Annotated in this window: 15 protein-coding genes; all 15 read right to left on the reverse strand. The window is 59.2% G+C overall.

The genetic code is table 11. The features are described from left to right. Positions 1-243: 243 nt before the first annotated feature. On the reverse strand, positions 244-1,272 hold the full coding sequence (locus I4W09_RS07405; RefSeq protein ID WP_022094888.1) for an ABC transporter ATP-binding protein: 1,029 nt from the start codon (positions 1,270-1,272) through the stop codon (positions 244-246). Further along, on the reverse strand, positions 1,272-2,363 hold the full coding sequence (locus tag I4W09_RS07410) for an ABC transporter ATP-binding protein (protein WP_022094887.1): 1,092 nt from the start codon (positions 2,361-2,363) through the stop codon (positions 1,272-1,274). The genes I4W09_RS07405 and I4W09_RS07410 overlap by 1 nt, the downstream gene beginning before the upstream one ends. Before the next feature lie 2 nt (positions 2,364-2,365). Then, positions 2,366-3,301: an ABC transporter permease gene (locus tag I4W09_RS07415; RefSeq protein ID WP_055310513.1), complete on the reverse strand. Its 936-nt coding sequence runs from the start codon at positions 3,299-3,301 to the stop codon at positions 2,366-2,368. A gap of 14 nt (positions 3,302-3,315) precedes the next feature. Beyond that, positions 3,316-4,353, reverse strand: a complete 1,038-nt coding sequence (locus tag I4W09_RS07420) for an ABC transporter permease (protein ID WP_022094885.1) — start codon at positions 4,351-4,353, stop codon at positions 3,316-3,318. A 156-nt stretch (positions 4,354-4,509) separates the two neighbouring features. After that, positions 4,510-6,186 carry a peptide ABC transporter substrate-binding protein gene (locus I4W09_RS07425; RefSeq protein ID WP_196033307.1) on the reverse strand — a complete coding sequence of 559 codons (1,677 nt, stop codon included), beginning with the start codon at positions 6,184-6,186 and terminating at the stop codon, positions 4,510-4,512. Between the two features lie 291 nt (positions 6,187-6,477). After that, positions 6,478-6,732, reverse strand: a complete 255-nt coding sequence (gene secG, locus I4W09_RS07430; protein ID WP_006236144.1) for a preprotein translocase subunit SecG — start codon at positions 6,730-6,732, stop codon at positions 6,478-6,480. Between the two features lie 165 nt (positions 6,733-6,897). Then, positions 6,898-8,451 (reverse strand): 2,3-bisphosphoglycerate-independent phosphoglycerate mutase, encoded by a 1,554-nt coding sequence (gpmI, locus tag I4W09_RS07435; RefSeq protein WP_117877273.1) that lies wholly within the window; start codon positions 8,449-8,451, stop codon positions 6,898-6,900. A 5-nt stretch (positions 8,452-8,456) separates the two neighbouring features. After that, entirely contained in the window at positions 8,457-9,224 is a 768-nt protein-coding gene (gene tpiA, locus I4W09_RS07440; protein ID WP_035138884.1) for a triose-phosphate isomerase, read from the reverse strand. After that, positions 9,217-10,407 carry a phosphoglycerate kinase gene (locus tag I4W09_RS07445; RefSeq protein WP_099431437.1) on the reverse strand — a complete coding sequence of 397 codons (1,191 nt, stop codon included), beginning with the start codon at positions 10,405-10,407 and terminating at the stop codon, positions 9,217-9,219. The genes tpiA and I4W09_RS07445 overlap by 8 nt, the downstream gene beginning before the upstream one ends. A 140-nt stretch (positions 10,408-10,547) precedes the next feature. After that, the gene (gap, locus tag I4W09_RS07450; protein WP_055286941.1) at positions 10,548-11,573 is read right to left on the reverse strand and encodes a type I glyceraldehyde-3-phosphate dehydrogenase; all 1,026 of its coding nucleotides are present in this window, start codon (positions 11,571-11,573) and stop codon (positions 10,548-10,550) included. 193 nt (positions 11,574-11,766) lie between these two features. Then, positions 11,767-12,696: a DNA-binding protein WhiA gene (gene whiA / locus I4W09_RS07455; protein ID WP_055286943.1), complete on the reverse strand. Its 930-nt coding sequence runs from the start codon at positions 12,694-12,696 to the stop codon at positions 11,767-11,769. Between the two features lie 6 nt (positions 12,697-12,702). Further along, the gene (rapZ, locus tag I4W09_RS07460) at positions 12,703-13,623 is read right to left on the reverse strand and encodes an RNase adapter RapZ (protein WP_022094878.1); all 921 of its coding nucleotides are present in this window, start codon (positions 13,621-13,623) and stop codon (positions 12,703-12,705) included. Positions 13,624-13,721: 98 nt separating this feature from the next. Then, entirely contained in the window at positions 13,722-14,408 is a 687-nt protein-coding gene (locus tag I4W09_RS07465) for an N-acetylmannosamine-6-phosphate 2-epimerase (RefSeq protein WP_006236154.1), read from the reverse strand. A 141-nt stretch (positions 14,409-14,549) separates the two neighbouring features. Beyond that, complete coding sequence (locus tag I4W09_RS07470) at positions 14,550-15,515, reverse strand: ROK family protein (RefSeq protein ID WP_055286945.1); 966 nt, start codon at positions 15,513-15,515, stop codon at positions 14,550-14,552. 172 nt (positions 15,516-15,687) lie between these two features. Then, positions 15,688-16,608, reverse strand: a complete 921-nt coding sequence (locus I4W09_RS07475; protein ID WP_035138887.1) for a dihydrodipicolinate synthase family protein — start codon at positions 16,606-16,608, stop codon at positions 15,688-15,690. Positions 16,609-16,638: the final 30 nt, after the last annotated feature.

A 16,638-nucleotide genomic window follows, 5' to 3' on the forward strand; every position in this document is an offset into this window, starting at 1 on the left:
CAAAGGGAGCTCAAGCCCATAAGGAGGGCCTACGAGGCATGGGTCGAGGCCGGACTTCCGCTCGATTGGGACAGGCAGGCCTTCGAGGCCGAGCGCAAAATGGATTCTAAAAAACACCTTGCCAAATAGGAGCGTCAGGACGCATGAAACCCCCGCCGCACGAAGTGCGCAGCGGGGGTTTCTTGCATGTCCGAGGACGTTCTGAAAAATAACTTCAGGGCGGGCCCGAACGATAACAACCGACTACAGGTCGATGTGCGATTCCTTGATCGGGAACGGCTCCGCGAAGTGGCACGCGCAGCAGTGACCAGGTGCAACTTCCTTAAACTCGGGAAGCTTCTCAGAGCAGATACCCTGAGCGATCGGGCAGCGAGTGTGGAAACGGCAACCGGTCGGCGGATCCAGCGGCGACGGCGGATCGCCAGCGAGGATGATGCGCTTGCGGGTCTTCTGGATATCAGGATCGGGAACCGGCACGGCAGACAGCAGCGACTGCGTGTACGGATGGTGAGGCTCGCTGTAGAGCGTCTTCCAGTCCGAAACCTCAACCATCTTACCCAGATACATAACGGCAACGCGATCGGAAATGTGCTGCACGACGGACAGGTCGTGAGCGATAAACAGATACGCGGTACCGAACTTGTCCTGGAGCTCCTTAAGAAGGTTCAGAACCTGGGCCTGAATGGATACGTCAAGTGCAGAGACAGGCTCGTCGCAGATAATCAGCTTGGGCTTCAGAGCGAACGCGCGGGCGATGCCGACACGCTGGCGCTGGCCGCCCGAGAACTCGTGCGGATAACGGTTGATGTGCTCGGGATTCAGACCGACGACGTCCAGCAGCTCGCGGACGCGCTCGATACGCTCCTCCTTGGTACCCACGCCATGAATGGTCATGGGCTCGGAGACGATCTCGCCGATGGTCATACGGGGATTGAGCGAAGCATAGGGATCCTGGAAGATGAACTGCATCTCGCGACGCATGTCCTTGATCTCATGCTTGCTCATCTCGGCAACATCTTTACCCTGGAAGAACACCTTACCGGCGGTCGGCTTGGTCAGGCGCATGATGGTGCGACCCGTCGTGGACTTACCGCAACCAGACTCACCAACCAGACCAAAGGTCTCGCCCGGATAAATCTCGAACGAAATGTCATTTACTGCAGAGACAACACGCTTGGAGAAGCGCTTGGCGAACATGCCGGACTCAGCGGGGAACTCCTTAGAGAGGTGCTCGACCTTCAGCAGCGGAGTACGCTCGTTGGTATCTGCCATTACGCCTCGCCTCCCTTCTTGGAATCCTTGCGCGTACGGGACGTCTCAGGAGCGTTCTTGAGGAACTCGGGGTCACCGGAGTAGTGGCACGCAGAGTAATGACCAGACTCGGTGACAACGCGCTCGGGGCGCTGCTTGCGGCACTTGTCCGTCGCATAGGGACAACGAGGCGAGAACACGCAGCCCTCAGGCAGGTTCATGAGCGAAGGCGGGTTGCCGTGAATCGGCGTAAGCGGCTTCTTCTCTTCGATGGCCTGCTCCGGGATGGAGCGGATAAGACCCCAGGTGTAGGGGTGGCGACTCTCGTAGAAGATTTCCTCAGCAGTACCGAACTCGACGGGACGGCCGGCGTACATAACCATGATCTTATCGGCCATATCGGCAACGACGCCCAGGTCATGGGTAATCATGATGATGGCGTTGCCGTTCTTCTCCTGCATTTCCTGCATGAGCTCGATAATCTGAGCCTGAATGGTAACGTCCAGAGCCGTCGTGGGCTCGTCGGCAATCAGGATATCGGGATCGCAGGCAAGAGCCATAGCGATCATGACACGCTGACGCATACCGCCGGAGAACTGGTGCGGATACTCATTGACGCGTTTCTCGGGCTCGGGGATACCCACGAGGTCCAAAAGCTCGGTAGCGCGCTTGAGCGCCTCCTGCTTGGAGTAGCCACGGTGCAGACGAAGGCCCTCGCCCACCTGCTTGCCGATCTTATAGACCGGGTTCAAGGAGGTCATAGGATCCTGGAAGATCATCGCGATGTCGTTTCCGCGAATGTGCTGCATCTCTTCCTCGGTCATCTCGAGGATAGAACGACCGCGATAGCGAACGTCGCCGCCCTCGATCTTTCCCGGAGGCATCGAGATGAGGCCCATGATGGTCATGGCGGTCACGGACTTACCGGAGCCGGACTCACCGACGACACCCAGGGTCTCGCCGCGATCGAGCGTGTAGGACACACCGTCGACAGCGCGAACGACACCATCCTCGGTATGGAAATACATCTTAAGGTCATCGACCTCGAGCAGATGCTGGCCCTCGGGAACCGGCTGGTCCTTCAGGTCCACATAGTTCTTGTTCTTCTTCATCCTTATGCGTCCTTCATCTTGACGTCGAGGGCGTCGCGCAGACCGTCACCCAGCAGGGTGAAGGCGAGCACCGTCGAGAGAATTGCCAGACCGGGCATGATCATCATCCAGGGAGCAGTCAGAAGATACTGCTGACCGTCCTGAATCATGGAGCCCCACGAAGGCGTAGGCGGAATAACGCCCATGCCGAGGAAGGACAGAGCGGACTCGGTCAGAATGGCGCCACCAATGTTCATGGTCGCGTAGACCACGATGGAGGCGACGGAGTTCGGGAAGATGTGACGCACTACGATACGAGCATCAGATGCACCCATCGCGCGCGCAGCGTCAACATAGTCGTTTTCTTTGACCGTCAAGATTGCAGAGCGGAAGACGCGCGCAATCGAAGGCCAGCCGAGAATACCGATGGCGATAAAGACGTTCTGAAGACCACGGCCGATAACGGCGATCATGGCGACAACGAACAGCACGTACGGGAACGCCAGGAAGATGTCCGCACAGCGCATGATGATCGTATCCCAGATCCCGCCGTAGAAACCGGCCAGAGCACCCATGACCAGACCGATCACCGTGGAGATCGCGGTGGCCATAATGCCGACGGACAGCGAAACGCGTGCACCGTAGATAACGCGGACGAGAATGTCGCGACCAAGGGCGTCGGTGCCAAACGGGTGCTCTGCACACGGAGCCAACAGCGACGTCTCGGCCATGGTGGTCGAGTCGGAAGCCGTCGGCGAACCGAGCCAGGGCTTAGCCCACAAATCTGCGGTCAGGGCAACCAAAACGACGATGATGATCCAGCAGACACCGATAACGGCGAGCTTGTTCTTGCGAAGACGCTTAAAAGCGTCACCCCACAGCGTGCGGGACTTGGCGGGAGCAGATGCGGCCTTGGTGGCGGTAGCCTGCTCCTGAGACTGAGAATCAGTTTCCTGCATGAGACGTACCTCCCTTAGGCCTTATCCGACGGACCGCCAAGGCGGATGCGCGGGTCGAGGAATGCATAGCTAATGTCGACGAGCAGGTTAATCACCATGACGACGACGACGATGAGCGTAACGCCGCCCATAACGATGGGCCAGTCACGCATGCTAATGGCGCGATAGACCTCATAGCCGATACCGGGCCAGTTAAAAACCGTCTCGGTCAGGATGGCGCCCGAAAGCATGCCACCAAAGTCGACACCAATATAGGTAACGACGGGGATGAGTGCATTCTTAAGCGCATGCTTGACGATGATCGCGCGATTGGAGAGACCCTTGGCCTTTGCCGTACGGATGTAATCCTGGTTCATGACGTCAAGCAGCTGCGAGCGCATAATGCGGGCGGCATAAGCGGTCGAAACCGAAGCCAGCGTAATGGTCGGAAGCACATAGTGCATCCAATCCTGATACTGAGAGCTGGAACCGCCGGCACCCGAGATCGGCATGGAGATTGCACCGCCCGTAGCGTCCTTGAGGATGACGCCAAAGAACAGCTGCAGCAACATACCGAGCCAGAAGGCCGGGACCGCAACGAGGATCGACGTGGTGAGCGTTACCAAAATATCCCAGAAGGAATAACGCTTTACCGCCGAAATGATACCCGCACCGATACCCATGATTGCCTCGAGCACGATGGCGCACGCGGCAAGTTTGACCGTATACGGATACTTCTGGGCAAAAATTTCCGTAACCGGCAGCTTGCGCTGATACGAATTGCCCAGATCGCCATGAAGCAGGCCGTTCATGTAATACAAGTAACGGTCCACGAGCGACGTTTGAACGGGGTCGCCGTTCTCGTCAAGGATCGCGTTGCCGTCCTCGTCCGACTGGACCAGGTGATAGCGGACGCGAAGCTGAAGCTCCACCTCGGGGGACAGAGCCTTGTCTCCACCGATCAGCTTGATCGGATCTCCCGGCACGATATTCTGAAGGGCGAACAGAATCAGCGTAACGCCCAAAAATACCGGGATGAACTGAAGCACACGTTTAACGATGTACTTACCCATACCACTCCCCTATCTAGGGATTAACCTAAATGGGATGCCGATCGCCAGACCGGCATCCCAAAATTACCATCAGCCAGTTTACCCCAGGTTAGGGAGAACTGTATGTTTCCCATGAGGTCTACGTAAATACTTGACCCTCACGGAAGCTGCAAACTCTTAGGCGAGCTCAGCGGTACCCAGCTCAGCGTGCTTCTGCGGATCGACATAGAGGTGCTTGATGCGATCGGAGCCGACGATGGTGTGCGTGTAGAACATCACCGGGATGACCGGGCAGTCGGCAGCGACCATAGCGTCGGCCTCCTGCATCTTAGCAACGCGCTCTTCGTCGTCAACCGTGGTGCGAGCCTCGTTGACCTTGGCGTCGAACTCGGGGTTGTTGTAACCGGAGCGGTTGTCGCCACCGAGGGAGTCGGAGTGGAACAGCGGATACAGGAAGTTGTCCATAATCGGGTAGTCGGCAATCCAACCCAGACGACCGAACTGATAGTTAAAGTTCTGGTACTGCTCGAGCAAGGCAGACCACTCAGGGGTATCGGAGACAGCGGTAACGCCAACCTTGGCGAGGTCACCGATGATGGACTCCATGATCTCCTTGTGGCCACCATCCTGGTTGTAGGAAAGGGTCACGTTAATGCCACGATCGCCGTTAGCGCCAGCGGGAGCAACCTTGTCCAGGTACTCGTTAGCCTTGTCGACGTCGTAGGCGCAGAACTCCCATGCGCCCTCCTTGTAGCCATCGATGCCCGGAGGAACAATGCCGTCGGCGGGGGTACGGGTACCCTTGAAGATAGTCTTGCAGATGGCCTCACGGTTGATGGCCAGGGAGATACCCCTGCGCAGGTCGGCGTTGTTAAACGGCTCGGCCGTGTTGTTGCAGGTCAGGTAGTAGGTGGAAGGCTCGGAGCCGAGCAGCATGCGCTCGCCGTCACCCATGGTGTAGCCGTCCTTGGACACGCCGCGATCCTTCTTGGCGGCGTCGATCTGAGCAACGGGAACGTCGCAGACATCGAGGTTACCGGCCTGGAACTCCTTGTAAGCGGTCTCCATGTCCTTGATGACCTGGAAGTGGATGCCATCGATCTTGGCCTTGTCGCCATAGTAATCGTCGAACTTCTTGAGGTTGATCTCCTGACCATCCTCCCACTTGCCGTCCATCATGAACGGGCCGTTACCGACCGGTGCAAGGTAGAAGCTCTTGGCATCGGACTCGGCGCACTCGGGAACCGGGGCCAGAGCCGGGTGAGAGGCGACGAAGGGGAAGTCGGCGTAAGCGGAAGACAGCTTGACGACGAGGGTCTCATCGTCGGGGCAGGTAACACCGCTGAGTTCAGTAGCGTTACCGGCAAGCAGATCGTCATAGCCCTCGACCATGGAAAGGTGATAGGAGACCTCGGAAGGGCCATACTCGGTAGCGATGGCCGACTTGGTGTTGACCAGACGCTCCCAACCGAGCTTGAAGGACTTGGAGGTAACGTCGTCACCGTTGTGGAACTTGGCCTTCTTGATCTTGAAGGTGAACTCGGTGGCGTCGTCGTTGGCCTCGAAGGACTCGCAAGCCAGCGGAACGATCTCGCCCTTCTCGGCGTCATAAGAGGTCAGAGCGTCAAAGAGCTGGTACTCGACCTGAGTGCCCTGGTCCTCCTGGACATTGTAGGGGTCGATGCAGACCGGGTTGTTGATGTAGAAGTTCAGCGTCGAACCGGACTCAGAACCGGAAGCGTCGCCGCCCTTCTTGCCGCATGCGGCAAGAAAAGCCATGGAGCTCGCAGCAAGGGTACCGCCGACAAAGGCGCGACGACCCATAACGGGCTGGTGGAACATAGAATCAGCCATGCCATCCTCCTTATGAGATAGGACAAAGTAAGTTCGGTCGGGCAACGTCAAGACAGCCCAATCGAACCATTCAAACGCGGTCCGCCGTTTTGGCTGGTTATACAAAGCGGACCAACGTATTGCAATACAGTAGCGCATTTTATGCACGATTTGGGGCTAATTCCGGTTAACGGTCGAGATTTTCTTTAGTTGGGCGAAGTATATGAGGATATTTTGACTCTGTTACAAATATGTAAACAAAAAGGGTCCCGCACTTGCGGGACCCTTTTCAAGTATTTATGCGGCTCGTGATTAGTAGCCCACGATGCCCTGCGGGAAGAAGAACATGCACAGCACGACGCACACGGCAAACACGACAGCCATGATGACGGTCAGGCGGTCAAGGTTCTGCTCCATAACGCCCGTGGCAGAGCTGGAGTTATACAGCGAGCTGGCAATCATATCCGAAACGCCGGTACCCTTACCGGAATGCATCAGGACGAGAATCGTCAGCGCCACGGCAGAAACAGCCCAAACGACAAACAGAAGAATCTGGAACGGACCCATAGATAAGCTCCTTAATAGAACAGTTCAAACTCCAGTACTGTACCACAATCCCCCGCTCTCCCCTACCTGCCACTCAAGGACGGGGTGGAAATGGCAGAAATACCAAAAAGGGGGGTTGTCCGGTTGTGGACAACCCCCTTGCTAGAAAACGGTATTTGTTTTCTATTAGGCCTCGGTAGCGAGCACGCGGCCCGTCATCTCGGCGGAAGGCTCAATACCAGCCATGGTGAGCATGGTCGGAGCGATATCGGAAAGACGGCCGTCCTCGATACCGGTGAGCTTGGCCTTCTCATCAACGATGATGAACGGCACGCGGTTGGTGGTGTGAGCCGTAAACGGATGCTTGGAACCGTCGGAAGCAACGTCAAACATGTGATCGGCGTTGCCGTGGTCGGCGGTAATCAGTGCAAAGCCGCCCTTGGCGAGAATCGCCGGGACAACCTTGGACAGGGCATCGTCAACAGCCTCAACGGCCTTAACGGCAGCGTCGAAGACACCGGTGTGACCAACCATGTCGCAGTTCGCGAAGTTCACGATGTAGAAATCAGCGCGATCCTCGTTGATGGCGGCGACGAGCTTCTCGGTAACCTCGGGAGCGCTCATCTCGGGCTGCAGATCGTAGGTAGCAACCTTGGGGGAAGCGACGAGCACGCGCTCCTCGCCCTCCTTGGGCTCCTCGATGCCACCGTTGAGGAAGAACGTCACGTGGGCGTACTTCTCGGTCTCGGCAGTGTGCAGCTGCTTCAGGCCATTGGCGGCGATAACGTCGGCCAGGACGTTCTCGGGGAACGTCTTGGGGAAGGCGACCTCGACGTCAAACGTCGGATCATACTCGGTCATCGTCACAAAGTGCGAAAGCTTGATCTGCTCGCGCTCAAAGCCGTCGAACTCCTTGTCCGTGAACACGCGGGTCATCTGACGAGCGCGGTCGGGACGGAAGTTGAAGAAGATGGCCGCGTCACCCTCGTGAATGCCCTCGTTGTGGGCAGCGAAGGGCTCGACGAACTCGTCGCCGCGCGGGTCCTTCTCGTAGTAGGCCTTGATACCGGCAACGGGGTCGGTATCAGCATCGGACGCGTTGACCATGACGTCGTAGGCGCGCTGGATGCGCTCCCAACGATTATCGCGGTCCATGGCCCAATAACGGCCCGAGACGGTGGCAACGCGAGCGTCGCAACCGGTCTCCTCGGAGATCTTAGCCAGGAAGGCGCAGAACTCACTCATGTAGCCGGCACCGGACTGCGGGTCAACGTCGCGGCCATCCATGAAGGCGTGGACGCGAACGGTCTTGACACCGTGCTCGGCAGCCATCTTGACCAGAGCCTCGACGTGGTTCATGTGGGAGTGAACGCCGCCAGGGCTCATAAGGCCCATGAGGTGGAGAGTCTTGCCGTCAGCCTTGACATCGTCCATGGCCTTGACGAAAACCTCGTTCTTGGCGATGGAGCCGTCCTTGATGGCATTGTTGATGCGCGAAAGCTCCTGGAACACGATGCGACCGGCACCGATGTTGAGGTGACCCACCTCGGAGTTGCCCATCTGGCCGTCGGGAAGGCCCACGTCCTCGCCCGAAGCACCGAGCGTGGTGTGGGGGTACTTCTCGTACAGGCTATCAAGGAAGGGCGTCTTGGCAGCGGCGACGGCGTTCTCGCCATCGGCCGGAGCAAGGCCGCAACCATCCATGATGATCAGGAGTGCAGGAAGATGACGTTGTGCCATATGTCCTACTCGCCTGCCTTGACGACCATAGAGGCGAAGTCGGCAGCCTTGAGCGAAGCGCCGCCCACGAGGGCGCCGTCAACGTCGGGCTTGGCGACGAGCTCGGCGATGTTGCCGGGCTTGGCGGAACCGCCATACAGCACGCGGATGCCGTTGGCGAGCTCCTCGCCGAACATCTCCTTGAGGGTCTCACGGATAGCGCCGCAGACCTCCTGAGCGTCCTCGGCGGTAGCGGTCTTGCCTGTGCCGATGGCCCAGATGGGCTCGTAGGCGACGACGACCTGCTTGGGGCAGGTGATCTCAAGGCCAGCAAGGCCAGCCTTGACCTGGTTCACGACGTGCTCGACATAGGTGCCAGCCTCGCGGACCTCGAGGGACTCGCCGCAGCAGAAGACGGGAACAAGACCGGCGGAAACGAGAGCCTTAGCCTTCTTGTTCTGATCCTCGTCGGTCTCGTGGAAGTAGTCGCGACGCTCGGAGTGACCGATGATGCAGTAGGTGCAGCCAGCGGACTTGAGCATGTCGCAAGAGGACTCACCCGTGAAGGCACCCTTGGCCTCCCAGTACACGTTCTGTGCACCGAGGGCGATGGGGGCAGCCTGAATGCGGTCATGAACCGTGGTGATGTCGATGGTCGGAGGGCAGACGAGCACCTCGACGCCAGCCGGAACCTCGGGCAGAGCCTGAGCCAGCTCGTCGGCGAGCTTGGCGGCCTCGGCGACGTCGTTGTTCATCTTCCAGTTACCAGCGATAAGAAGGGTGCGATTAGGCATCGAGAAGCGCCTCCACTCCGGGCAGGGCCTTACCCTCGACGAGCTCCATGGAAGCGCCACCACCGGTGGAGATCCAGCTCATCTTGTCGGCCAGGTTGAACTTGTTGACAGCTGCGACAGAGTCACCACCGCCGATGATCGAGGTGCAGTCAGCCTCGGCGACAGCCTCGGCGATAGCCTGGGTGCCGTGAGCAAAGTTGTCAAACTCGAAGACGCCCATGGGGCCGTTCCAGAACACGGTCTTGGCGCCCTTGACAGCCTCGGCATAGAGCTCCTCGGTCTTGGGACCGATGTCCATACCCTCACGATCGTCGGGGATAGCGTCGGAAGCAACAACCTCGGGGACAGCGTCCTCGCCAAAGTGATCGGCAACACGGTTGTCGATGGGGAGTAGGATCTTGACACCCTTCTCCTCGGCCTTCTTGAGCATCTCGCCGGCGCGCTCGACCCAGTCCTCTTCCTTGAGGGACTGACCAACGGTCAGGCCCTGAGCCAGGAAGAAGGTGTAGGCCATGCCGCCACCGATAATCAGGGTGTCAGCGGAGTCGATGAGGTGATCGAGAACACCGATCTTGGAGGAAACCTTGGAACCGCCGACGATGGCGACGAAGGGACGCTCGGGCTCGGCGAAGATGCCGGTCAGCGTGTCGACCTCCTTCTCGAGCAGGAAGCCAGCGACGGCAGGCAGGTAAGCGGCGGGGCCCACGACGGAACCCTGGGCGCGGTGAGCGGTGCCGAAGGCATCGAGAACGAAGACGTCGCCATAGGAAGCGAGCTTCTTGGCGATCTCGGGATCGTTCTTCTTCTCACGCTTGTCAAAACGGACGTTCTCGAGAACGAGGACCTTGCCCGGCTCGACGGCGGCGACAGCCTCAGCAGCCTTCTCGCCGTAGGTGTCGGCGACAAAGGCAACGTCGAGACCAGAGAGCTCAGCGAGTTTCTTGGCGACGGGCTCGAGGGACAACTCGGGCTGGAAGCCGGTGCCCTCGGGACGGCCGAGGTGGCTCATGAGGATGACGCGAGCGTTGTGCTCAACGAGATAGTTGATGGTGGGCAGGGCAGCCTTGATGCGGGTGGTGTCGCCAACGACGCCATCCTTGATAGGCACGTTAAAGTCAACGCGGACGAGAACGCGCTTGCCGTCGACATCGATGTCGCGGACGGTCTTCTTGGTAAAGGCCATGTTTGCTTCTACCTTTCGTACGTGTCTGCCTCCCATTACGGCAGACGATTTCTTATAAAAAGGGCGCGACCCTAGGGTGTAAGCCCTATAAGGCCGCGCCCTTCTTTAGACGCTCAACGAGCTATTCGCTAAAAGCTAAATTAAGCAACGAACTTCTCGAAGTACTTGATGGTGCGGACCATCTGAGAGGTGTAGGAGTTCTCGTTGTCGTACCAAGAGGTGACCTGAACGAGGGTCTGGCCGTTGCCGAGGTCAGAGCACATGGTCTGAGTGGCGTCGAAGATGGAGCCGTGGGTCTCGCCGACGATGTCGCGGGAGACGATCTGGTCCTCGTTGTAGGCGAAGGTCTCGGGGATGGTCTCGGCGTAGGCCTTCATGGCAGCGTTGACCTCGTCGACGGTGACCTTCTTGTCAACGACGGCGTAGAGGTTGGTCAGCGAGCCGGTCGGCGTCGGGACGCGCTGGGCGGCACCGATGAGCTTGCCGTTGAGCTCGGGGAGAACCAGGCCGATGGCCTTGGCAGCGCCCGTGGTGTTCGGGACGATGTTCTCGGAGCAGGCGCGGGAGCGACGGAAGTTGCCCTTGCGCTGCGGGCCGTCGAGCGGCATCTGGTCGCCGGTGAAGGCATGGATGGTGGTCATGATGCCGGACACGATGGGAGCGAAGTCGTTCAGACCCTTGGCCATCGGGGCGAGGCAGTTGGTGGTGCAGGAAGCAGCGGAGATGATGTTGTCCTCAGCGGTCAGCGTCTCATGGTTGACGTTGTACACGATGGTGGGCAGATCGCTGCCGGCCGGAGCGGAGATGACGACCTTCTTGGCGCCAGCGTTGATGTGGGCCTGAGCCTTAGCCTTGCTGGTGTAGAAGCCGGTGCACTCGAGAACGACGTCGACGTCGAGGTCGCCCCAAGGCAGGTTGTTGGCGTCGGCCTCCTTGTAGATCTTGATCTCCTTGCCGTCAACGGTGATGGAATCCTCGCCAGCAACGACCTCGTGATCGCGAGCGTAGTTGCCCTGCGTGGAGTCGTACTTCAGCAGGTAAGCGAGCATATCGGGAGAGGTGAGGTCGTTGATAGCGACGATCTCGGAGCCCTCATGACCGAACATCTGACGGAAAGCCAGACGACCGATGCGACCGAAGCCGTTAATAGCAACCTTTACTGCCATTGTGTCTCCTTTCGTAAGGCCCCCGCGAGCTACAGCGCCCGCCGTTGAGGCCCACAAACTAACCACTCGCCTAATATACCTTTTTTTTGACTTGAATTTCACGAGAATGCTCGAAATTGAAAAGCAAATTTACGTTAAAACGTTTTAAAGACTAAAATAGCAGCTAAATCCGTATATAAGTCGTTACTTCAAACTACCTGTTTGCTTCAATGAGCTTTTCAAGCCGTAAAACACGATGGTAGAGGGCTGACTTCGACAAGGGAGGGTCAGCCATCTCCCCCAAATCACGCAGCGACAGATCAGGATAGCGCTCGCGCAGGTCGCAAAAGACCGCCAAGGCATCCGGAAGCGCATCGCGAAGGCCACGCTGCTCGAGCTCGTCGATAAGCGCAAGCTGATGTTGGGCAGCACCGGCGCTTCTGGTTTGGTTGGCGAGCTCGGCATTCACGCGACGGTTCACATCGTTCTTAACCAACTTGACCGCGCGCGCCTCCTCAATCTCGGCAACGCTGCGCTTGGCACCAATCAGCTTTAATAGATGCTCGATTTCCTCGGCGCTCTTAATGTACACGGCATATGACCCCCGCCGTGCATTAACACGAGCATGGACCCCAATCTGCTCCAACAGATTGCAAAGTCCCTTGGCATATTGCTCGCCCTGCACAGCGATCTCCAAATGAAAATCGCCGCGTGGATCGGCCACGAAGCCGCCCGCGATGAGCGCGCCGCGGATATAGGCAAGTCTACAGCAAGGACGGGCAACGATATGTCGGGGTACGCCGGCGACAAGTCCTCCCCTACGGTCGAGGATACCCAGCAGAACCAAGGCCTTATCCAGGTCTGGCTGATCAGGCAAGGTGATGAGGTAGTTTCGAACCTTATGCAAGACAGATTTGCGGACGGTGAACTCCGTTTTGAGCTTAAGGATACGATGCGTCAGCGTGATCATCGTGCGCGCGACGGCTCCCGTCTCAGTCGCAACGGTCAAACGATACCGCCCAGAGCCGGCAAGGGAGAGCGTACCACTCACGCGCGTGAGGGCGGCGAGCGTCGACAAGTCGCAGTATTCACATTCGGGTTCGCAGCGCGCAAGCTCGTCGCGCACCTCAGCGGTAAACGACATGCAGGCCTATGCCTTCGTGTTGGCGCGCGACAGGTCGCGGTGGGAGATGCTCACATGATACTGAGCGCCTTCCAGGTAACGGGCCGTGGCCTCGGCAATGGCAACGCTGCGATGCTGGCCGCCCGTGCAGCCGATGGCGATAGAAAGCTGCGGCTTACCCTCCGCGATATAGCCTGGCATCACCGTATCGAGCAGCTGTGTCCAAGCCTTCCAAAACTCCTGCGTCTTGGGATGGTCCAGAACAAAATCAGAGACCTTTTTATCGAGACCGGTCATCGTGCGCATCTCGGGATCGTAGAACGGATTGGGCAGGAAGCGGACGTCGATCATAATGTCCGCCTCGACGGGCATGCCGTGCTTAAAGCCAAACGAGAACACGTGGACGTCCATGAGCTGCTGGTCGGACAGCTCGGAAAATGCCATACGTAGCTTGTTGCGCAGCGCAGAGGTACGCAGACGGCTCGTGTCGATAATCATATCGGCTCGGTCGCGCACGCCCTGCAGCTGAAGGCGCTCGCGCTGAATGGCATCGGCCGTAGTCTCCCCCGGCTTGGCAATGGGATGACGGCGGCGATTTTCGCTGTAGCGACGAATCAGCACCTCGTCAGAGGCCTCGAGAAACACGATGTCACAGCTCATCTCGCGCTCCTCGAGTGCGGCAACGGCATCGAGCAGCTCATCGAACAAGCCCTGGCTGCGCAGGTCGCAGGTGACGGCAAGATGCCTGCCCACGCCCGTATTGATGCCGACGAGTTCGGCAAGCTGGGCGATCAGACGCGGAGGCAAGTTGTCGATGCAAAAGTAGCCCATGTCCTCGAACACATGCATGGCCTGCGTTCGGCCCGATCCAGACATTCCGGTGATGATGACGATATCGGGGATGCGCTCCGAGCGCTCCGCCGCATCCATGGCATCTCCCTTTTGCATGTGCGCCTCCTAAAACAAGCGCGGGACCCGGCCAGCGGATCCCGCGCGATCAATTGCCTTTATTGAGTATACCGCCCCGAGCGGATACGAGGCCTGTCTTACGCCTCAAGCGCAGCCTTGAACCAACTTGTAATACTCGTGGGATGCGTGATGGCGGTGCCGACGACAACGGCCCAGGCGCCAGCATCGATCGCGGCGCGAGCCTCCTCGGGCGTGTGCACGCGGCCCTCGCAGATGATGGGAAGACCGGGGAATTCCTCGGTCGCCTGACGCAGGAGCGGCAGATCGGGGCCATCGGCCATGGTGCAGTCGATGGCAGCGACACCGTGAGAAAGCGTGGTAGATACCAGGTCGAAGCCCATATCAACCGCACGGCGAATGTCCTCGATGGTGGCACAATCCGCCATCAGGAGCACACCCTCCTCGTGCAGCGGGCGGAAGGTATCCTCGACCGACTTGCCGTCGGGACGCGGACGATCGGTGGCGTCGATCGCCACGATATCGGCACCCGCAGCAACGCAGGCGCGAGCGTGACGCAGCGTCGGCGTGATGTAAACGCCCTCGTGCCCATCCTTCCACAGGCCGATAACGGGGACCTCACAGCGACCCTTAATGGCGGCAATGTCGGCAAGGCCCTGGCAGCGAATGGCGGCGGCGCCGCCGAGCTCGCAAGCACGAGACATTTGAGCCATGGTCTCGGGCGTACGAAGCGGCTCGCCCATATACGCCTGAACGCTCACGACGAGCTTGCCCTTCAGGGACTGGATCAAAGGATCAACGGTCATGTTCGACTCAACCTTTCTCAAAAACAGCCTTCTGAGACACCGCACCTTGACGTTCAAACCGTCGCTCGCGTACCGAAGTACGCTTCGCTCCTCTTTCACGTCAATCTGCGGCACCTCAGAAGGCGCACTTGGTAGCTATGTTTATTTCAACGACGCAAGAAGGTGTTCGGCGGCACCGATGAGCGGAGCATCGCCCTCAAGAGAACCGATGAGGATCGGCGTGTCCTGAAGCGGATCGAGCGCCTGGCTGGCATAGCCCTCGTGTACCGAATCCTTCCACGTCTGTGAACGCCAATCGGGACCTTGGTGAATCACGCCACCCGAAAGCACGATGACCTCAGGGTCCAGGATGTTAGCGAGCGAGCCCAAGCTGGCACCCAGCGCAAAGCCGGCGTCATGGATGACCTCAGTCGCCTTTGCGTCGCCCGCGCGGCACAGGTCGTTTACATCGCGACCGACCGAAGGACGGCTGGGGTCGACGCGGCCAAAGCGCTCGTCGTACATGCGACCAATGGAAGTGCCCGAAGCAACAGACTCAAGATGGCCAGAACGCCCGCAGGCGCAGGGAATGCCGGCGGCAGCCGAGCACTCGATGTGGCCCATATGACCGGCAGCACCGTGGAAGCCCTGCATCACGCGGCCGTTCTCGACATATGCGCCGCCGATGCCCGTACCGATGCCCAGACACAAGACGGAGAACTTGCCCTTGCCGACGCCCCAGTGGGCCTCGCCCAGAGCATGAGCCTGCACGTCGCCCACCACGGCAACGGGAAGACCAAGGTCCTCGCGCAGACGCGGCCCCAACTGAACGCCAGACCAGCCGGGCATGATCTCGTTGGCGTAGGCGATGGCGCCCGTCTTGGGGTCGACGACACCGGCGGCGCCAATACCGATACCGAGGACCTCGACATCGGGGTTCGCCTCGAGAGCAGCCTTGATGGACGCCTCGATGCGCTGGAAAACTGCCTCGCCGCCTTCTTGGGCCTCGGTGGGAACCTCGGCTTCAAAGACCGGATGGGGCACGCCGCCATCAGCCGGATACTCCATAATGGCAGTCGCAATCTTGGTGCCGCCGATATCGACGGAGCAAACGTACTTGTTCTCCATGTCGCTCTCCTTAGGAGATATAAACAACTACAGGAAATGCGCCGTCAGGCTAGCCGTCACAGCGCGGTAAAGGTTTTCCAGGTGCCCGAGATCGCCGAGAAGCCGTGTGGCCATTGACCTAATGGGTCATGGCCGCACGGTTGAACGGCGAGGTCGGGTGCCTGGGAAAGCTTTAAAGGAGGCCGTTGTCCTGGAGGACCTTCTTAATCGCCTCGACGTTCTCACCGGTCATGGCCTTCACCGGGCGCGGCATGGTCGGGCTGTCGAAGATGCCCATGAGGTTCATAGCGGTCTTGAAGGCGCCGACGCCACCGGCATAGCCCTGGACGCCCGAGGTGACATCCCAGATGTGGGAGATCTCATTGAGACGATCCTGCTCGGCCTTGACGGTAGCCCAGTCACCAGCCTGAGCGGCCTTCCACTGACGCACGTAGCCCTCGGGCTCAACGTTGGCGAGACCCGGGACGGAACCGTCAGCGCCGCCGAGATAGGCGCCGTCGACAACAACCTCGTGACCGGTGAGGATGCTCATCGGATGGCCGTTCTTCTCGTTCTCCTGAACGAGGTAGCGGAACGAGATGTCATCACCCGAGGAATCCTTGACGCCAGCAAGGACGCCCTCGGCGCCGAGCTTGGCAAGGAGCTTCCAGGGGAGCTTGGTGTGAACGCAGACGGGAATGTCATAGGCAAAGATGGGCAGGTCGAGCTCCTCGTGCAGGATGCGGAAGTGCTCCTCGACCTCGGTCATACCCTGCAGGGCATAGAACGGGCAGGTGGCGACGAGGGCATCGGCGCCCAGCTCCTGGGCGACCTTGCCGTGCTCAATCATGCGCTCGGTCTCGGTATCGATGATGCCGACCAGAACAGGCACACGGTGGTCGACGATACGAACGGCCTCGGCGATAATCTGGCGACGGCGCTCATCGGTGGAGAAGACGACCTCGCCCGAAGACCCCAAGAAGAACAGACCATCGACGCCGGCATCGATCATGCGGTTGATGCTGCGCTCAAAGGAGGCAACGTCGAGCTGGTGGTCTTCGGTATCGGGAACAACGACGGGAGGGATAACGCCGGTGAATTTCTGAGTTGCCACAAGAATCTCCTTAGCTGTCTGGCGAGCGGC

The sequence above is a fragment of the Collinsella aerofaciens genome, from assembly GCF_015670795.1.
In the GTDB taxonomy this organism is placed as follows: Bacteria; Actinomycetota; Coriobacteriia; order Coriobacteriales; family Coriobacteriaceae; genus Collinsella; species Collinsella aerofaciens_Q.

Coding starts and splice junctions, on each gene's coding strand:
- I4W09_RS07470 (WP_055286945.1), bottom strand. CDS start 15,515: ATGGAGAACAAGTACGTTTGCTCCGTCGATATCGGCGGCACCAAGATT.
- rapZ (WP_022094878.1), bottom strand. CDS start 13,623: ATGCAAAAGGGAGATGCCATGGATGCGGCGGAGCGCTCGGAGCGCATC.
- secG (WP_006236144.1), bottom strand. CDS start 6,732: ATGGGTCCGTTCCAGATTCTTCTGTTTGTCGTTTGGGCTGTTTCTGCC.
- I4W09_RS07415 (WP_055310513.1), bottom strand. CDS start 3,301: ATGCAGGAAACTGATTCTCAGTCTCAGGAGCAGGCTACCGCCACCAAG.
- gpmI (WP_117877273.1), bottom strand. CDS start 8,451: ATGGCACAACGTCATCTTCCTGCACTCCTGATCATCATGGATGGTTGC.
- I4W09_RS07445 (WP_099431437.1), bottom strand. CDS start 10,407: ATGGCCTTTACCAAGAAGACCGTCCGCGACATCGATGTCGACGGCAAG.
- whiA (WP_055286943.1), bottom strand. CDS start 12,696: ATGTCGTTTACCGCTGAGGTGCGCGACGAGCTTGCGCGCTGCGAACCC.
- I4W09_RS07465 (WP_006236154.1), bottom strand. CDS start 14,408: ATGACCGTTGATCCTTTGATCCAGTCCCTGAAGGGCAAGCTCGTCGTG.
- I4W09_RS07405 (WP_022094888.1), bottom strand. CDS start 1,272: ATGGCAGATACCAACGAGCGTACTCCGCTGCTGAAGGTCGAGCACCTC.
- I4W09_RS07425 (WP_196033307.1), bottom strand. CDS start 6,186: ATGGCTGATTCTATGTTCCACCAGCCCGTTATGGGTCGTCGCGCCTTT.
- I4W09_RS07410 (WP_022094887.1), bottom strand. CDS start 2,363: ATGAAGAAGAACAAGAACTATGTGGACCTGAAGGACCAGCCGGTTCCC.
- gap (WP_055286941.1), bottom strand. CDS start 11,573: ATGGCAGTAAAGGTTGCTATTAACGGCTTCGGTCGCATCGGTCGTCTG.
- I4W09_RS07420 (WP_022094885.1), bottom strand. CDS start 4,353: ATGGGTAAGTACATCGTTAAACGTGTGCTTCAGTTCATCCCGGTATTT.
- tpiA (WP_035138884.1), bottom strand. CDS start 9,224: ATGCCTAATCGCACCCTTCTTATCGCTGGTAACTGGAAGATGAACAAC.